Raw genomic sequence first — 16,753 nt, 5'->3', positions numbered from 1 at the left:
GTCCTGATCAGTCCTGGAGAAGTCTGTGCGCGACACTCCTGAGCTCCGCCCTCTCCCTGGCCGTGGCCCCGGGCCGCTCGTCCGCATCCGCGGCCTCGGCAAGCAGCTCGGCGGCACGCTCGCGCTGGACGGCGTCGACCTCGACATCGACCACGGCAGCATCCTGGCCCTGCTCGGCTCCAACGGCGCCGGAAAGTCCACCCTCATCAAGGTGCTCGCGGGCATCCACCACCCGGACGAGGGCGAGGTGACCGTCGCCGGGCACCCGCTCGGCACCGAGACCGCCTCCCGCACCATGTCCTTCATCCACCAGGACCTGGGACTGGTCGGATCGATGACCGTCGCCGAGAACATCGCCCTGGGCACCGGATACCCGCGCCGCGCGGGGCTGGTGTCCTGGCGGCGGACCCGGCGGCAGTGCGCCGAGGCCCTGTCCATCGTCGCCGCGCACCTGGACCCGGACGCCCCCGTCGCCGACCTCTCGCGCGCCGAGCGCTCCCTGGTGGCCATCGCCCGCGCCCTGTGCACCGAAGCCGAGCTCATCGTCCTGGACGAGCCCACCGCCAGCCTCCCCGCGGCGGACTGCGCCCGGCTCTTCGACGTCCTGCACACCCTGCGCGACCACGGCCACGCCATCGTCTTCGTCACCCACCGGATCGACGAGGTGTACAAGGTCGCCGACACCTTCGCCGTCCTGCGCGACGGCCGCCTCATCAGCCACGGCACGCTCGCCGACCACAGCCCCGCCCGGCTCGTGCACGACATCGTGGGCTACGAACCGGCCGGCCACCGGCTCACCGCCCCGGCCGCGGGCCCGCCCCTGCTGACCCTGGAGGCCGTACGGACCGAGCACACCGGGCCGGTCAGCCTGCAGCTGCGGGCCGGCGAGATCCTCGGCATGGTGGGCCTCACCGGCGCCGGACACATGGAGCTGGGCCGCGCCCTCGCCGGCTCCCGGCCGGTCCTCGGCGGCCGGATCCTGCTGGGCGGACGGCCGTACCGGCCGGGCACGGTCGCGGCCGCCGTCGGCGCCGGCACGGGCTTCGTCACCAGCAACCGCCAGGAAGAAGGGTGTGCGGCCGAACTGACCGTACGGGAGAACTTCCTGGCCAACCCGCGCGCGGGCGGCGTCGGCTCGCACTGGATCAGCCCGGGACGCGAGCGCGCCGAGGCCACCACCCTGATCGAGCGGTTCTCGGTGCAGCCCCACGACAGCGAGACGCCGATCGCCACCCTGTCCGGAGGCAACCAGCAGAAGGTCATGGTCGGCCGGTGGCTCAGCGTGCACCGGCGCCTGCTGATCCTGGAGGAGCCGACCGCCGGAGTGGACGTCGGCGCCAAGGCGGCGATCCACCGCCTGATCCAGGACGCGCTGGCCGGGGGCCTCGCCGTCCTGCTCATCTCCACCGATTTCGAGGAGGTCGCCACCGTGTGCCACCGCGCCCTGGTCTTCGTCCGCGGGAGCGTGACGACGGAGCTGAGCGGCGACGCCCTCACCGTCACCGCCCTCGCCCACGCCGCCTCGGCCATGGCCGCCCTCACCGGGACGACGACGGGACGATGACCCCCTCCCCCTCGCCCCGTCCCCCGCTGAGCCGCCGCTTCGGGCACCTCATCGGCGCCTACGGCCTCCTGGCCCTCACCGCCCTGCTGTTCCTGGCCTTCTCCCTCGCCCTGCCGGACACCTTCCCCACCCTGGACAACATCTCCGCCGTCCTCTCCAACCAGTCGATCCCCGCCATCCTCGCGCTCGGCGCGACGATCCCCATCGCGACCGGCAAGTTCGACCTGTCCATCGGCTACGGCCTCGGCTTCGCGCACGTCGTGACGATGCGTCTGATCGTCACCGGAGAATGGCCCTGGCCGCTCGTCTGCCTTACGGTGCTCCTCGCCGGGGCCGCCATCGGTGCCGTCAACGGCGCCGTCGTCGAATTCGCGAAAATCGACTCCTTCATCGCCACCCTCGGCACGGGCAGCATCCTGTACGCCTTCACCGGCTGGATCACCGACGGCGCCCGCATCGTCCCCGGCCCGCACGGCCTGCCCACCGCCTTCACCGAGCTGTACGACTCCAGGTTCCTCGGCCTGCCCGTCTCCGCCTTCTACGTCCTCGCCCTCACGGCCCTGCTGTGGCTGATGCTGGAACGGCTGCCGCTCGGCCGGTACTTGTACGTCATCGGCGCCAACCCCCGCGCCGCCGAGCTGGTGGGCATCCCCTCCCGGCGCTACGTGATCTACGCCTTCACCGGATCGGGCCTGGTCGTCGGCGTCGCCGGGGTACTGCTCGCCGCGCAGCAGCAGATCGGCAACCCCAGCGTCGGCATGGACTACCTGCTGCCCGCCTTCGTCGGCGCCCTGCTCGGCTCCACCGCGATCCGGCCCGGCCGTGCCAATGCCCTGGGCACGCTCGTCGCCGTGTCCATCCTCGCCATCGGCCTCGCGGGCATCGGCCAGCTCGGCGCCCGGTTCTGGGTCACCCCGCTGTTCAACGGCGTCACCCTGCTCATTGCCGTCGGCCTGGCCGGCTACGCCGCCCGCCGGCAACTGCGCCACCGACGGACGGGCCCGTCCCCGGCACCCCCCAACCGGCCCGGAGTCACCCCGTGACGCCCAGCCGTCCGCTCCCCTGACCTTCCTCCGCGAGGAGCCCCGTGTTCGCGAACCGCAGGACCGCCCTGGCAGGCGCGGTCGTCCTGGCAGCGGCGGCCGGCGTCGTCGCCGGCTGCGATCGGGGTGCGTCGACCGGCCCCGCGCCCCTCCCCACCGGGCCGGCGCGGCCCGGCTGCCCCGCCGTCCTGGGCCGGGCCCAAGCGGCCGTCCGGCAGGCCGAGAAGACCGACTTCGCGTGGAACGGCCCCACCACCGGCCCCATGGCCGTCTCCGGCAAGGACATCGTCTTCGTCGCGCAGACCATGACCAACCCCGGCGTCGCGGGCACCGCCAAGGGCGTGCAGGAAGCGGCGAACGCCATCGGCTGGCACGTCCGGGTGATCGACGGCCAGGGCACCCCGGCCGGAATCGAAGCGGCCTTCAGCCAGGCCATCGCCCTCCGGCCGTCGGGCATCGTCATCGGCGGCTTCGACCCGCGCCTGACGTCCCATCAGGTCGCGAAGGCCGACGAGGAGCACATCCCGCTCATCGGCTGGCACGCCGTCGACTCCCCCGGACCCAGCGGGAGCCCACGGCTCTTCACCAATGTCACCACGAGGGTCGAGGACGTCGCAAAGGCCAGTGCGGACTGGGTCATCGCCGACTCCCGCGGCACCGCAGGAGTCGTCGTGTTCACCGACGCCTCGATCCCCTTCGCCAAGAACAAGTCCGAACTGATCAAGAAGGAGCTCGCCACCTGCCCCGCCGTGCGGCTGCTGTCGGAGGAGAACATCCCGATCCCGGACTCCAGCAGCCGCACTCCCCAAGAGGTCTCCTCGCTCCTCTCCCGCTTCCGCGACCGGTGGACGCACTCCGTCGCCATCAACGACGTGTACTTCGCCGACGCCGCCCCGGCCCTGCGCGCGGCCCGCAAGAAGGGCGCGGGCGCCCCCTTCAACATCGGCGCGGGCGACGGCGACCCGTCCGCGTTCCAGCGCATCAACAGCAGGCAGTTCCAGGCGGCCACCGTGCCCGAGGCGCTCACCGAGCAGGGCTGGCAGATCGTCGACGAGTTCAACCGCGCCTTCTCGGGCGAGCCCGCCAGTGGATACGTCGCCCCCGTGCATATCGCGACGGCCGCCAACAGCGGCGGGGTCACGTCCTGGGACCCGCGCGGCTACCGCGCGGCGTACCGGACGATCTGGGGCCGCCGGGCGTCCCGGATGCGGCCGCCCGGGGGTTGTGTGACAGGCTGCGAACAGGCGCCCGGCCGGTCAGGCCGCCGGGCCGGACAGATCAGGGACGCGGCAAGGTGAATACTTCGGATCATTCGGGTCAGTCGGGTCACGCGGGCTGGGCGTCCGCCCCCGCCGCCCACCGCGACGCCATCGCCGCGGAGACCGCCCGCTTCGTGTCGGTGGTCAAGGGCGCGAGCCTCGCGACGCCGGTGCCCTCCTGCCCCGGCTGGACGCTCGTCGACCTCGTCCGGCACGCCGGCAGCGTGCAGCGCTGGTTCTCCGTGCTCCTGCGCCAACGCGTCCAGGAACGGCCGACGAGCCGCGAGGTGGAGCTGCGGCTGCCGGAGCAGGAGAGCGGCTATGCCGACTGGCTGGCCGAGAGTGCCGCCGAGGCCGAGAGCGTGTTCGCGGACCTCGACCCGGACGCTCCGATGTGGGTCTGGGGCGCCGATCCCCACGCCAGGTTCTGGGTGCGCCGCATGCTGTTCGAGACCCTGGTGCACCGCGCCGACGCGGAACTCGCCCTCGGCCTCCGGCCGGTCATCGACCCGGGCCTCGCGGCCGACGGCGTCGACGAATTCCTGGTCAACCTGCCCTTCGCGACGCCCTTCGCCCCCGGCGTGGCCCATCTGCGGGGCAATGGCGAGACCATCCGCTTCCGCTGCACCGACACCGACGCCGACTGGACCGTCCGGCTGCGCCCCGACGGCTTCGGCCTGGAGCCCGCGGATGCCCGGAGCGCCGCGCCGGCCGACGCCGCCGTCCACGGACCGGCCGCGGACCTGCTGCTGCTCCTCTACGGACGCGTCGACCGCTCCTCGTCCGCCTTCGAGGTTCTCGGCGACGAGGACCTGCTGGCGCTCTGGTTCGACAACTCGCAGTTCTGAGAGTGACCGGTGCCCGGCGGCACCGGCGCCAGAGGCCGCTCGGGCGTGAACGTCCCGGGCGGCCTCGATGCGTACGGGCAGGGCCCGGGGCGCTCAGACGCGGTCGGCGGCGATGAGCAGGTAGTGGAAGCTGCCCTCGCGGTACGCGGTCAGGAACGGGTCCTCGACGCCGGTGGCCAGGGAGGACTGGGCGCGCAGCTCCCAGTACGGGATCGTGGCGGCCGTCAGGTCGACGACGTTGATGGGCACGAGGCCGTTGGCGGCCATGGCCTTGAAGTAGGCGCTGCGGGGGTGGATGTTGCAGGTGTAGTGCTCGTCGATGCGGCTGACGGCCTTGGAGCGGCCGCCCGTGACGTCGTTGTAGCAACCGGTGATGGTGACGTAGCGGCCGCCGTACGCCAGCTGGCGGGCGTGCTCGGCGAAGAGCTCGAAGAGGTCCACGTACATGGTGGACTCGTTGTTCCAGATGCCCTGGAAGGCACCGGTCGGGAAGCCAGTGTCCAGCATGTTGGCGAAGTGGTAGCGGACCTTGTCGTCCACGCCGCGCTTGGCGGCCTGGCCGCCTGCGAAGTCGACCTGGGACTGCGAGATGGAGATGCCGTCCACCTGGCAGCCGAAGCGCGCGTTGGCCATGATGCTGGTGCCGCCCCGGCCGCAGCCGGCGTCCAGCAGGCGCCGGCCCGGGGCTATCGGGCCGAGGTGGTCGAGGAGGACGTCGGCCTGGGCCGACTCCAGCCGGTGCAGTTCCGCGATGATCCGCTCGTCCCGGGTCTCCTGCGGGCCCTCCAGGACGGACGGGTCGTAGTCGCCGATCCCGTAGTGGTGGTGGTAGAGGCCGTCGACGTCGCCCAGGCGCAGGTTGACCGGGTCCTTCTCGTTGTTCCAGTAGTCCGCGACGGCCTTCTGGTAGGCGGTGCGCAGGACGCCGGCGGGCGCGGGCGTGGTCGTCATGGGGTGCTCCTTACGGCATGCGTGCAGGGGGACGGGTGTGGTGACAAGAAAGGGGGGCGGGCTCAGGCGGCGTTGTAGCGGGGGCTGCCGCTGTGCCATTCGCGGTTGCCGCCGAGCCAGGCCCACACACCCGCGAGGAACCGGCGCAGCTGCGGCGAGCCGGTGAGGGCGAGGGCCGCCGCCTCCGCCTCGAAGGCGCGTACCAGCTCGTCGTGGATCTCCGCACTCCGCTCGATCGCTTCGCGCGGCGAGCACCGCTCTTCCTCGGCGATCACGAGGGGCAAGTTGAACTCCACGCCCGAGGAGGCGTGTTCCTTCGTCATCGAGTACAGGTCGTTGACGAGCGTGCTCGCCGTCGCGGCCGTCGTCACGGCGCGGCGCACGCGCGGGTCGGCGTACTCGGTTGCGGGCAGTGCGTAGCCGCCCACCACGTCGGTCAGTGCGATGCAGGGGAGGAAGCTGTTGATCTGGCGGTGGGCGAGGTATTCGTGGACGCCGGGCATGTGGCCCCGGGACCGCCAGGAGCCTTCCTGGCCGTAGCCCACAAAGAGGACGGCCACTTCGTGTCGCAGCCGGGCCACCTGGGACGACTCCGCGTACCGGGCCAGGTGGTCGAGGCCCGAGCGCAGGGCGACACGTACGGGGTCGCTCTGCATGTCCCTTTCCCAGGCGGGCGCGTAGCGGGCCGGGAGGTGGGCGGGGTCGGTGGCCGCGTAGGCGAGTCCGAGGTGCGAGCCGAGGAGTTCGGGCCTGGAGCCCACGGTCTCGTCGTCGCAGTAGTAGTCGTCCGTGGCCCACTCCGCCAGCGCGCACTTGCCCGCCGCCAGCAGCCGGTCCGGGTCGTCGGTGTCGGGGTGGGCCAGCATCATCAGGCGCCCGAAGTCCGCCGCGCGGACGCGGTCGAGCCGTCCGGCGTAGATCCCGACCTCGTCGGCCCACTCCACCAGGTGGTCGTTGACCTCCCGGCCGAGTGCCGGGTCGTCCCGGAGCGCGGGCGGGCAGTACAGCTCCGGGACGCCGGCCCCACGCTCGTCGGGGGTGGCGCCGGCCGGATTCGAGGCCTTCCGGGCCGCGATACGGGCGGCGGAGGTGCCCGGCCCGGTCGGCCCGGTGGGCAGGGCGGTGCCCGTCGGGCGGGGGGCGGTTCCGGGCAGCGTCTGCGGCGCGGAACGGCGCACGCCCTGGTGGTGGGTGAGCAGCGTGGACACCAGCCGCGCCACGTCGTTGCGGGCCGTGGGCGCCGTGATCCGGGACAGCAGTGACACAGCTTCTTCTCTCTGTTCCGGTTCTCTCTCTGTTCCGGGGTGCCCGTCAGGACGGGGTGTGGAAGACCTCGACGTTCTCGAGGACGCCGAGCGCGTCGGGGACCAGAACGGCCGCCGAGTAGTAGGTGCTCACCAGGTAGGAGATGAGGGCCTGGTCGTTGATGCCCATGAACCGCACGTTCAGGCCGGGCTCGTACTCGTCCGGGATACCGGTCTGCCGCAGGCCGACCACGCCTTGTTCGGCCTCGCCCAGGCGCATGGCGAGGATGGCGGAAGTGCCCTCTTCCGAGACGGGGAGCTTGCCGCAGGGGAGGATCGGCACGCCCCGCCAGGCGGGGACCGGGTGGCCGCCGACGTCGGCGCTGTCGAAGGACAGGCCCCGCTTGTTGCACTCGCGGGCGAGGGCGGAAATGGCCCGGGGGTGGGCGAAGAAGGCCTTGGTGCCCCGCCGCATGCTCAGCAGCTCGTCCATGTCGTCGGGCGTGGGCGGGCCGGAGTGGGTCGAGATGCGCTGGCTGTAGTCGGCGTTGTGCAGCAGGCCGAATTCGGGGTTGTTGACCAGCTCGGCTTCCTGACGCTCGCGCAGCGCCTCGATGGTCAGCCGCAGTTGCTGCTCGACCTGGTCCATGGGGTCGTTGTAGAGGTCGGCGACCCGGCTGTGCACCCGGAGGATCGTCTGCGCCACGCTCAGTTCGTACTCGCGGGGGGCAAGCTCGTAGTCGACGAAGGTGCCCGGCAGCACCGGCTCGCCGGTGTGGCCGGAGGCGAGGGCGATGTTCGCCTCGCCCTTCTTGTTCTGCGGCCGCGCCTTCTCGTCCTGGCGCAGCCGGACGTGGTCCCGCAGCCGCTCGCTGCGGGCCGCCACCTCCTTGTACGCGTCCCGGGGCAGGGCCAGGACGGTGCAGGCCGTCATGGCGCGTGCCGTGAACGCCCACTCGCCAGGCTCTTCGGCCACCGCCTGGGCGCCGAAGAACCCGCCGTCGGTCAGCACGCCGCGCCGGGTCTCCTCGCCGTACTTCCCGGTGCCGGCCTTCTCCACCTTGCCGCGCGCGATGAGATAGACGTGGTCGACGGCCCGGCCCCGTTCGGCGATCACCTGGCCGGGTTCGTATTCCCGCTGCCGGCAGCGCTCGGCCAGGGCCCGCAGCGTCTCGTCGTCGTGGAAGCCGCGCAGCAGCGGCAGTTCCCCGAGCTCCGCGGGGACGACCCGGACCGTGGCCCCTTCCTGGACGAACGTGACCCGGCCGTCGCCGACCTCGTAGGCCAGGCGCCGGTTGACGCGGTACGCGCCGCCCTTCACCTCCACCCAGGGCAGCATGCGCAGCAGCCACCGCGAGCTGATGCCCTGCATCTGCGGGACGCTCTTGGTGGTGGTCGCCAGGTTCCGCGCAGCGGCGATACCCAGGCTGAGCTGCGCCAGGCCTGCCTGCTGTTCGGGCTGCTCCGGCTGCTGCCGGTGCGCTGCGGTCGCCATCCCGGTCCCTTTCCATCTGGGCGCATGCGTCAAGAGAGAGCCCCTTGAATGCGCCCGATCGGGCGACAAGGAGCTCCCGCCGCGCAAGTGAAGCAGCGCTTAATGATGTTGGTCGAGATGACCGGGTCGGCACCGGTGCATTTGCGCCACAGGCGGGATACGGGCTGGTGCGGACCGCTCCGGACTCCCGGGGTGATGGACGGCCGCCGGGACGGCAATCCTGCCTGTTATGCCATGATGATCCGCATTCTTGGCATGCCGGGCAAGGTCATCGGCGACAGCCTCGACATGAGGATGTCCGTGACCGAGGTGGCCGATAACGTGCTGTTCACCGCCCGGCGGGCGCCACGGGCGCGGTGCAGGTATCCAGGAAACATGCGCCTTCCGCACCACCTCACCGGACGCGTGGAACCACGGCGCCCGCACCGCATGCTGGTCGTGATCCCGATCGCGCTCATCGTGCTGATCGTCGTGGCCGACGTGGCGGCAGGGCCGAACATCCACCTCGGGCCTCTGCTGGTCGCGGCCCCGGCGATCACGGCGGCCTTCGGCAGCCCGCTGCTCACCGCCCTGGTCGGGGTGCTGGCCGTGGTCGCGCAGGTGTTCATCGGCGTCGTCCACGGAGGGGTGACGACGACCAGCCACGAGGCACAGATCTTCGCCCTTGTCGTCGTCACCCTCTTCGTGGTGGGCCTGCGCCTCATGTACGACCGGCGCGAGAGGGTGCTGGACCAGACCCGGTCGGTCGCCGACGCCGCCCAGCGGGTGCTGCTGCGGCCCCTGCCGTCCAGGATCGGCCCGCTGCGGCTGGCGGCGGTGTACGTGGCGGCCGAGGCCGAGGCCCGCATCGGCGGCGACCTCTACGCCGCCGTCCGCGCCGTCGGAGGCACGCGGATCATGATCGGCGACGTGCGAGGCAAAGGGCTGACGGCCATCAGCGACGCCGGCTTGCTCCTCGGCGCCTACCGGGCCGCCGCCCACCGGAACCCGCCGCTGCCCCGGCTCGTGGCCCACCTGCACAACACCGTCTACTGGGACGTGGAGGAGCCCTTCGACGACACCTCGGCCGGCGAGGGCTTCGTCACGGCGGCGATCCTCGAGATCCCCGACGACGAGGAAGTGGTCGACCTGATCAACTGTGGCCATCCCCCGCCGCTGCTGATGCACGAGGGCACGGTCGAGGAGCTGGCCGTGCTGGATCCCGGGCTCCCCCTCGGCGTGGGCCGCAGCCTCACGGAGGACGACTACACGCCCGAGCGGTTCCCCTACGCGACCGGCGATCTGCTCCTGCTCTACACCGACGGTGTCGTCGAGACCCGCGACGCGCAGGGCACCTTCTACCCGCTCGCCGAGCGGATGGCCGCCTGGCGGGAGACCGACCCCCAGCGGCTCGTCGAACGCCTGCACGACGACCTCCTCGACCACGCGGGCGGCGCCTTGCACGACGACGTCGCGCTGGTCGCGGTCGAGCGCTGCCGACGGTGACCCGAATTCACGGAGGGTTCATGTCCGTGCGGTGCCCCCAGCCGAGCACGTCCTGCTCCTGAGCGGGCTTGTAGGGGCGCTCCTCCGCCGTCTTCTCCCGCTCCTGCTCCACGGCGCCCGCGGCCTTGTCCCGCTGATCACCCTGCTGACCGGCGGCGCGGGTCTCCTTGTGCTTTCTCCACGGCATCCCGATCATGACTGATCCGATCTCTTGGACTACGGACCCCTTCCTTCCAGATTCACACGGCGGGGCGGCGCGTGCACCCTTCCCGGAGGCGACCGGACGTGCACGGAGTGTCGCCCGATCGGCGAAGCTGGTGCCTCGCTGTGCTCCCCCGGGCCGCGGCTACTCGTCCGGGAATACCCTGGTCACCAGCCTTCCGTCCGCCGTCACATAGCCGTGCAGCATGCTCTCGCTGCTGTACGGAGCCGCCAGCAGACCTTGGGCGTCGAGTGCTATCACGCCTCCCGTGCCGCCCAGGCCGGGCAGCCGTTCGACGACGACCTCGTAGGCCGCCGACGCCACGTCGCGGCCGCCGAACTCGATCAGGTGGCCGATGGTCGCGGTCGCCGTGCCGCGGATGAAGACTTCGCCGTGGCCGGTGGCGCTCGCCGCGACCGTGCCGTTCTTGGCGTACGTGCCCGCTCCCACCAGGGGCGAGTCGCCGACCCTGCCCGCCATCTTGTTGACCATGCCGCCGGTCGACGTCGCGGCGGCGAGGCCGTGCTCCCGGTCGATCGCGACCGCTCCCACGGTTCCGGTCGTCTGCGGCGCGGCCGTTCCGGTGGGCTGCTTCGCCTGTATCAGTTCGTCCCACCGCTGTTGCGTCCAGAAGTAGTCCTGGGTCACCGGCAGAAGCCCGTTGCGCTCCGCGAAGACGTCGGCTGCCTCGCCCACGAGCAGCACATGCTCGGTCTTCTCCATGACGAGGCGGGCCGCGGAGACGGGGTTGCGCACATGGCGGAGGCCGGCGACCGCGCCGGCGGCCAGGTCCGAGCCGCGCATGATGGAGGCGTCCAGCTCGAACCCGGCGTCGTCGGTGAGCACGGCCCCCTTGCCCGCGTTGAACAGGGGCTCGTCCTCCAGTGCGCGTACCGCCGCCTCGACGGCCGTCACGCTGTCGCCGCCGCGCAGCAGCACCTTGTGCCCGGCCCGCAGGGCGTGGGCGAGCCCGTCGTGGTAGGCCTTCTCGGTGCGGGCGTCGGTGTCCTCGCGGTGCAGGGCGTCTCCGGCGCCGCCGTGTACGGCGAGCACGACGCCCCGGGCGTCCGGCGTGGCCATGGCGCTCCCCCTCGGCTGCTCGGGTGATGGGCCGTTGCGGTGCCGTTACGACCTTCACGGCCGCGCCCGGCCCTGTCCACCCGCATTCACGCCATGCCGCGCCGCGTTCAGCAGACGGGCAGCCGGTGGACCACCACCGCCGTCTCGATGCTGCCGCCGTTGCGGAACGGCAGGAGCGAGGCGCGAGCCCTCAGGTGCGCGTCGCTCTGCTCGAACTCCCGGAACGCCGCCTCCGACGCCCACTCGCCGAGGACGAAGTAGACGTCGGCCTTGTCGCTGTGGCGCATGAGCACCTGCCCGCGGTTGGCCGGAAGCGCGGTGACCGCCTGTCCGACCCCCAGCCAGACCTTCTCGAATTCGGGCCCGCTTCCGGGCTTGACGTCGAACCGCAGGATGACGCGGAAGGTGTCGTCCGTGGCCATGGGTGCATTCCTCCGTCGACGTGGTTGCCGTGAATTCAGGGAACTACACAAACCATCGTTCACTCCATGAGTTTCCGCCCGCAGCCTCACGGAAGTTCCGCCGACTTCGGCCCGACAGTACGACTATCACCCTCACTTGAGGCGCTTTAACCGGCGGGACAATGGCCCTACCCTGGGGGAAGCCGGCCAAGGGGGTAAAGGTGGTCGAGGAGGACCGCGGACTTTCGTTCGGACTGCTTCTGCGCCGTTGCCGGCTCGCCGCGGGCATGACGCAGGAGGAGCTGGCCGCCGCGTCCACCCTCAGCGTCCGCGCCATCAGCGATCTGGAGCGCGGCCGGACGGGCAGGCCGCAGCGGCGGTCCGTGGCACTGCTGGCCGAAGCGCTGTCCCAGGACGAGGAAGGTGTCTGGCGGCTGACGGAAGCGGCCAGGTCGGCCCGGCTGGCGCCGGAGCACGGCGGCACGCCTTCGCACTCCGGTGGCGGCGGCCCCGGCACCGCGTCCGATGACCCGTACGAGGTCCGGGCGCCCGCGCATCCCGGCACGTACGGCCCCTGCGATTCGCAGGGCAATGCGGCATGCGAGCTTCCCCCGGACCTCGCCGATTTCACGGCGCGGGAAAGGGAATTGCACTATTTCGACAATGCGCTGGCCGTGCCCGGACCGACGTCGTCCGCCCGTCGTCCGATGCTGGTCACGGGTCCCCCCGGAGTGGGGAAAACGGCCCTGGCCGTGCACGCCGCCCATCGCTCCCGCGCCCGCTTTCCCGATGGCCAGGTGTATGTGGAGCTGGCCCCCGCCGGGCGCCCGGCCCTGCGGCCGGCCGAGGTGGTGCACCGGATTCTGCATTCGGTGGGGGCCGCGGACGAGAGCCTCGGATCCCTGGAAGAGGCGAGCGCCCGGCTCCGCGCGTTCCTGGCCCGCAAGCGGGTGCTCGTCGTCCTGGACGACGCCGTCACGGAGGGACAGGTCCGCTGTGCACGCCCGGCGGTGGGCAGCTCGGCCGTGATCGCCACCTGCCGCCGCCGGCTGTCGGCGCTGGCGGATGCCGACAGCATCGAGGTGGGCGTCTTCGGACCGGAGGAGTCCTTGCGATTCCTGGCCCGGATGCTCGGCGAGGAGCGGCTGGGCGCGGCGCGCTCCGACGCGGCGTGGGTGGCGGAGGTGTGCGGTCACCTCCCGCTGGCGCTGCGGGCGGTCGGCTGCCGGCTGCTCGCCCGCCCGCACTGGACCGTGCGGACGCTCGTGGAGGAGGTGCTGGACGATCCGCGCACACGGCTGCGGGAACTGAGCTCGGGCGACCTGACGGTACGGGCGGCCGTGGCGGCGTCGTTCGCGCTGCTGGACGAGCAGGCTCAGGGCGCGCTGCCGCGGCTGGCGGGCGTCCTGCGGCAGGGGTTCAGCTCGTACGGTGCGGCGGTGGTCCTCGGCTGCGGCGTCGCCCGGGCGCGCCGGATCGTGGGTGACCTGACCGACTGCCATCTGGTGGAGGTCCTGGACGGGCAGCCGAGCGGTGAGCCCCGTTACCGCATCCCGCCGCTGGTGCGGCTCTTCGCCCTCGAAGCGGTCCCTCTCCCGGTTCCGGCCCTGACCGATGTGCTCACCGGTGGGGGTCAGCGGGTGGTGTAGCCGCCGTTGACGAACAGCGTCTGGCCGTTGACCCACCAGCCGTCCGTGAGCAGGAACTTCACACAGGGCGCGATGTCCCCGATCTTCGTCAGCTCGCCGTTCATCGACGACGACTTGTGGAAGGCGATGGAGTCCTCGGTCTCGGCCGGATAGAAGAATCCGGTGTCCATGGGGCCGGGGGCGACGGCGTTGACGGAGATGTTGCGGCCGAACAGCTCCTTGGACAGGGCCCGGGTGAAGTGCTCGACCGGTGACTTGCTGCCCGCGTACACCGAGTAAAGGCCGGTGTAGGCGGCGAGCAGCGAGGTCACTACGGTGACGATCTTTCCGCCGTCCTCCAGCCGTTTGGCGGCTTCGCGCATCATGAAGAACGCCGCTTTGGAGTTGACGGCAAACATCTTGTCGTAATCGTCCTCGGTGACCTCGGCCATCGGCTTCTTGATCACCATGCCCGCGGTGTTCACCATGCAGTCGACCTTGTCGAAGGCGCCGATCGCGACCTCGAAGAGCCCCTCGACCTCGTCGGTCTTCGTCAGATCGGCCTCGTGGACGACGGACTCGCCGCCCGCGTCCTTGACCGCCTGGGCCGTCTTCATCGCGTCGTCCTTCGACGACGGGCTGTTGTAGTGGACGACCACCTTGGCGCCGTCGGAGGCGATCTCCCTGGCGATGAGGCTGCCGAGGTTCCTCGATGCTCCTCCGATGACGACGACCTTGTCCTTGAGCGTACGGCCGGGCATGCGACTCTCCTCGACGAGGGATACTGCGAGGTCCCGCCCACTTTATGGCGGTAGGTACGCAATCGCATGCCAGCGCCGCCACGGCCCCCGGAAGGCCGGCCGCCCCTCTCTCTCCCCCGGCCGGGTGAGACTTGGCGGCGCTTTTACGGGCTTCCGCAATAAACTCAACGCCCATGTCGAAGCCTGACGCCCTGCTCGCCGGTGTCGCCGCACTGGTGGAGTCGGAGCAGAGCAACCAGATGTCCCTCACCGTGGTGGTCCAAGGCGCCGTCATCACCGGCCGGCTCGCCCCCGAGACCGTGTGGAGACAGCGCGTGGCGGAGGTCCTCGGGGACTCCGACCGTCTGGGGCTGTTCTCCGCCGTGTTCGCGGACCGCAGCGCGACCACCGAGGCGAGCGGACCCCCGACCCATCTGCACTTCCATCTCGCCCGGATCCTCCAGGGCAGCCTGGGCATCCCCGAAACCGGCGGCATGTACCGCATCGCCCTGGAGGATGTGAGCGCCTGGACCGTGGGAGACGTCAGCTACAGCGACCACTGACCTCGCCCGTCACACAGCGGCCGGCCGTCAGGCTCCCCCCTGGGCGGTCGGCCGCCGGCCCAGGGACAGGATCCGGGCGAACATTCCCTGTCCGCGTGTCGCGGGACGGGCGGCGGGCTCCGGACAGCCCTCCGGTGCCGCCGTCCTGTCCGCTGCCGCGGCAACGGACAGGACGGGCTCGGCTTCGGGCTCGGAGTCAGGGTCGGGGTCGGGGTCGAGCGTGGGCTGCTGCTGGGCGCGGTAGGCCTCGGCGCGCACATAGGCGCTCAGGGCGCACGCGGCATCAATGCGCATGACGTCACTCCTGCTGTGGTAACTGCCGGCATTCCGGGAAAACGAGCGACGTCCCGGCCCCAGGACAGGGGTCGGGACGTGGCTCCGCTCAGCAGCGCAGGACAGAGTGGTGCGCCCGGGCGGCAGCGGCAATGGCTTCGCCCGGGCGCGAGGGCGCGGCCTGCCGACCGGGGAGTCCCCCGGTCTCCCCGGCGGCAGGCGCCAGAGCCGGCGGGCAGGCACGCCTGCCCGCCGGCCGCCCCACCCTCCCGGGACGCGGAACACGCTGCTCGGGCACGCACGCGGCGCACTCGTCGAAGGACGCGTCCGTCAGGGAGGTGGAGGCGGGGGCTTCTTCCCGGTCGGGGACGGCTCCGAGGGCATCGGACGCCGCTCCGGCCAGCACCAGCAGCGCGGACAACAGCAACGCCACCACAGCCCGCAATGCGGACTGCGGCCCGGCAGCAGGTCCCCGCAGTGGCACACACCAAGCGTAGTCTTCTGACTACCTTCTGTGCATTCCATCGAACGAGTGACGTTCCGACACCTCGGCTCGCATCCGCATGCCGTGCACGAGGGTGTCCGGATCTCGACTGCCGCCCCGAACTCCCTTCAACGTCGCCGCCGTTGACGGAGTCCTGCACGACGTACACCGCATCGTCGCACGGAAAGGCAGGAGAGATGACCATACGAACGGTACGCAGAGCCGTGGTGGCAGCGGTCGTGGCCGCGACCGCCACCGCGGCCCTCACGACGACCGCGTCGGCCGACCCGGCCCACGGAAACGGCTCCCACGCCGCCACCGAGGCCGCGATGGAGGCCCAGGTGAAGAACGCCGGGGTACCGGGGATTCTCGGACAGGTTCAGGACAAGAACGGCACCTGGAACGCCTCGGCCGGAGTCGCCGACCTCCAGAGCCGACGGCCGCGCCTTCCCCAGGACCGCTTCCGGGTCGGCAGCATCAGCAAGGCGTTCACCTCCGTCGTCCTCCTCCAGCTGGAGGCCGAGGGCAAGCTCCGCCTCGACGACACGGTCGAGCACCACCTGCCGGGCGTCGTCCAGGGCCACGGCCACGACGGCAACAAGATCACCGTCCGCCAACTCCTCAACCACACCAGCGGGGTCTTCAACTACACCGAGGACCCCACCGTCCACGCATGGATCTCCACGGGCTTCCCCGAGCACCGCTACGACACCCACACGCCGAAGGAACTGGTCGCGGCCGCCATGCGGCACCAGCCCTCCTTCGCACCCGGCCAGGGCTGGCACTACTCCAACACCAACTACATCCTCGCCGGAATGATCGTGGAGAAGGTCACCGGCCACCCCTACGCCTCCGAGATCGACCGGCGCGTCCTGCGCCCGCTCGGCCTGCGCTCCACCACCCTGCCCGGCAGCTCCGTCCGGATGCCCTCCCCGCACGGCCGCGCCTACAGCAAGCTCTTCAGCGAAGCCCCGGACGCCAAGATCTACGACGTCACCGAACTCAACCCGTCCTGGGGCTGGGCCGCGGGTGAGATCATCTCCACCACCGGCGACCTCAACCGCTTCTACCGGGCGCTGCTGCGCGGCGACCTGCTCCCCCGGCACCAGCAGCAGGAGCTCCTCACCACCGTGCCCACCGGCGACGCCATCCCGGGCGGCCGGTACGGCCTCGGCGTCATGGCCGTCAAGCTCTCCTGCGACAAGACGGTCTGGATGCACAGCGGCGGCATCCACGGCTCCACGTCACTGGCGACCTCCACCGCCGACGGCCGGCACACCAGCGCGTTCAACTTCAACGACGACTGGGCGGCCGATCTCGACGGGCTCGTCCAAGCCGAGTACTGCGGCACCGCCAAGCCGCCGGCCGGCAGCAGGACCCCCTCGCCCGTGGAAGCGCTCGCCGAACTCCGCTGACGCACCGGCACACCGGTCCTTCCGGCGCGGACCGCACACCCGCACCCGCGCCGGAAGGACACATGCGTGTGGAGCCCG

General features: G+C 71.5%; 16 protein-coding genes. 8 read left to right on the top strand and 8 right to left on the bottom strand.

Features of this window, described 5'->3' with window-relative positions; all coding sequences use genetic code 11:
- The first annotated feature begins 25 nt into the window (after nucleotides 1-25).
- Genes FHS39_RS12170 through FHS39_RS12155 form a run of 4 tightly spaced genes read left to right on the top strand, consistent with a single transcriptional unit; the run spans nucleotide 26 to nucleotide 4,714 of the window.
- Nucleotides 26-1,564, top strand: coding sequence for an ATP-binding cassette domain-containing protein (locus FHS39_RS12170; protein ID WP_184349285.1), 1,539 nt, complete (start codon nucleotides 26-28; stop codon nucleotides 1,562-1,564).
- Entirely contained in the window at nucleotides 1,561-2,607 is a 1,047-nt protein-coding gene (locus tag FHS39_RS12165) for an ABC transporter permease (RefSeq protein ID WP_184349284.1), read from the top strand. Before FHS39_RS12170 ends, FHS39_RS12165 begins: the two co-directional genes overlap by 4 nt.
- Nucleotides 2,608-2,651: 44 nt before the next feature.
- Nucleotides 2,652-3,905, top strand: coding sequence for a substrate-binding domain-containing protein (locus FHS39_RS12160; protein ID WP_184349283.1), 1,254 nt, complete (start codon nucleotides 2,652-2,654; stop codon nucleotides 3,903-3,905).
- Nucleotides 3,902-4,714 carry a maleylpyruvate isomerase family mycothiol-dependent enzyme gene (locus FHS39_RS12155; RefSeq protein WP_184349282.1) on the top strand — a complete coding sequence of 271 codons (813 nt, stop codon included), beginning with the start codon at nucleotides 3,902-3,904 and terminating at the stop codon, nucleotides 4,712-4,714. Before FHS39_RS12160 ends, FHS39_RS12155 begins: the two co-directional genes overlap by 4 nt.
- Before the next feature lie 93 nt (nucleotides 4,715-4,807).
- Here the strand turns inward: FHS39_RS12155 and FHS39_RS12150 are convergent, their stop codons facing one another.
- From FHS39_RS12150 to FHS39_RS12140, 3 genes are all read right to left on the bottom strand, one after another.
- On the bottom strand, nucleotides 4,808-5,665 hold the full coding sequence (locus FHS39_RS12150; protein ID WP_184349281.1) for a geranyl diphosphate 2-C-methyltransferase: 858 nt from the start codon (nucleotides 5,663-5,665) through the stop codon (nucleotides 4,808-4,810).
- A gap of 62 nt (nucleotides 5,666-5,727) precedes the next feature.
- Nucleotides 5,728-6,930 carry a family 2 encapsulin nanocompartment cargo protein terpene cyclase gene (locus FHS39_RS12145; RefSeq protein ID WP_184349280.1) on the bottom strand — a complete coding sequence of 401 codons (1,203 nt, stop codon included), beginning with the start codon at nucleotides 6,928-6,930 and terminating at the stop codon, nucleotides 5,728-5,730.
- Nucleotides 6,931-6,976: 46 nt separating this feature from the next.
- The gene (locus tag FHS39_RS12140; RefSeq protein WP_184349279.1) at nucleotides 6,977-8,404 is read right to left on the bottom strand and encodes a family 2B encapsulin nanocompartment shell protein; all 1,428 of its coding nucleotides are present in this window, start codon (nucleotides 8,402-8,404) and stop codon (nucleotides 6,977-6,979) included.
- Nucleotides 8,405-8,641: 237 nt separating this feature from the next.
- Between FHS39_RS12140 and FHS39_RS12135 the strand changes: the two genes are divergently transcribed.
- Entirely contained in the window at nucleotides 8,642-9,889 is a 1,248-nt protein-coding gene (locus FHS39_RS12135; protein WP_343069532.1) for a SpoIIE family protein phosphatase, read from the top strand.
- Between the two features lie 7 nt (nucleotides 9,890-9,896).
- On the opposite strand, the gene FHS39_RS12130 is transcribed toward FHS39_RS12135, so the two are convergent.
- From FHS39_RS12130 to FHS39_RS12120, 3 genes are all read right to left on the bottom strand, one after another.
- Nucleotides 9,897-10,076, bottom strand: a complete 180-nt coding sequence (locus FHS39_RS12130) for a hypothetical protein (protein ID WP_184349278.1) — start codon at nucleotides 10,074-10,076, stop codon at nucleotides 9,897-9,899.
- 159 nt (nucleotides 10,077-10,235) lie between these two features.
- On the bottom strand, nucleotides 10,236-11,171 hold the full coding sequence (locus FHS39_RS12125; protein ID WP_184349277.1) for an isoaspartyl peptidase/L-asparaginase family protein: 936 nt from the start codon (nucleotides 11,169-11,171) through the stop codon (nucleotides 10,236-10,238).
- A gap of 107 nt (nucleotides 11,172-11,278) precedes the next feature.
- A complete protein-coding gene (locus tag FHS39_RS12120) occupies nucleotides 11,279-11,593 on the bottom strand; it encodes an antibiotic biosynthesis monooxygenase family protein (protein ID WP_184349276.1) in 315 nt (104 codons plus the stop codon).
- 200 nt (nucleotides 11,594-11,793) lie between these two features.
- On the opposite strand from FHS39_RS12120, the gene FHS39_RS12115 reads away from it, so the two are divergent.
- Nucleotides 11,794-13,221 (top strand): NB-ARC domain-containing protein, encoded by a 1,428-nt coding sequence (locus tag FHS39_RS12115; RefSeq protein ID WP_184349275.1) that lies wholly within the window; start codon nucleotides 11,794-11,796, stop codon nucleotides 13,219-13,221.
- Here the strand turns inward: FHS39_RS12115 and FHS39_RS12110 are convergent.
- Nucleotides 13,206-13,961 (bottom strand): SDR family oxidoreductase, encoded by a 756-nt coding sequence (locus FHS39_RS12110; RefSeq protein ID WP_184349274.1) that lies wholly within the window; start codon nucleotides 13,959-13,961, stop codon nucleotides 13,206-13,208. The two genes, FHS39_RS12115 and FHS39_RS12110, sit on opposite strands and share 16 nt — an antisense overlap.
- Before the next feature lie 173 nt (nucleotides 13,962-14,134).
- Here FHS39_RS12110 and FHS39_RS12105 point away from each other — a divergent pair, with 173 nt between their 5' ends.
- A complete protein-coding gene (locus FHS39_RS12105; RefSeq protein ID WP_184349273.1) occupies nucleotides 14,135-14,503 on the top strand; it encodes a hypothetical protein in 369 nt (122 codons plus the stop codon).
- 27 nt (nucleotides 14,504-14,530) lie between these two features.
- Here the strand turns inward: FHS39_RS12105 and FHS39_RS12100 are convergent, their stop codons facing one another.
- Nucleotides 14,531-14,797 (bottom strand): hypothetical protein, encoded by a 267-nt coding sequence (locus FHS39_RS12100; RefSeq protein ID WP_184349272.1) that lies wholly within the window; start codon nucleotides 14,795-14,797, stop codon nucleotides 14,531-14,533.
- A 660-nt stretch (nucleotides 14,798-15,457) separates the two neighbouring features.
- Here FHS39_RS12100 and FHS39_RS12095 point away from each other — a divergent pair.
- Nucleotides 15,458-16,675, top strand: a complete 1,218-nt coding sequence (locus FHS39_RS12095) for a serine hydrolase domain-containing protein (RefSeq protein WP_184349271.1) — start codon at nucleotides 15,458-15,460, stop codon at nucleotides 16,673-16,675.
- The last annotated feature ends 78 nt before the right edge of the window (nucleotides 16,676-16,753 follow it).

It is taken from the genome of Streptomyces olivoverticillatus (assembly GCF_014203555.1).
Lineage (GTDB): Bacteria > Actinomycetota > Actinomycetes > Streptomycetales > Streptomycetaceae > Streptomyces > Streptomyces olivoverticillatus.
This window is presented reverse-complemented; position numbering and strand designations above follow the sequence as displayed.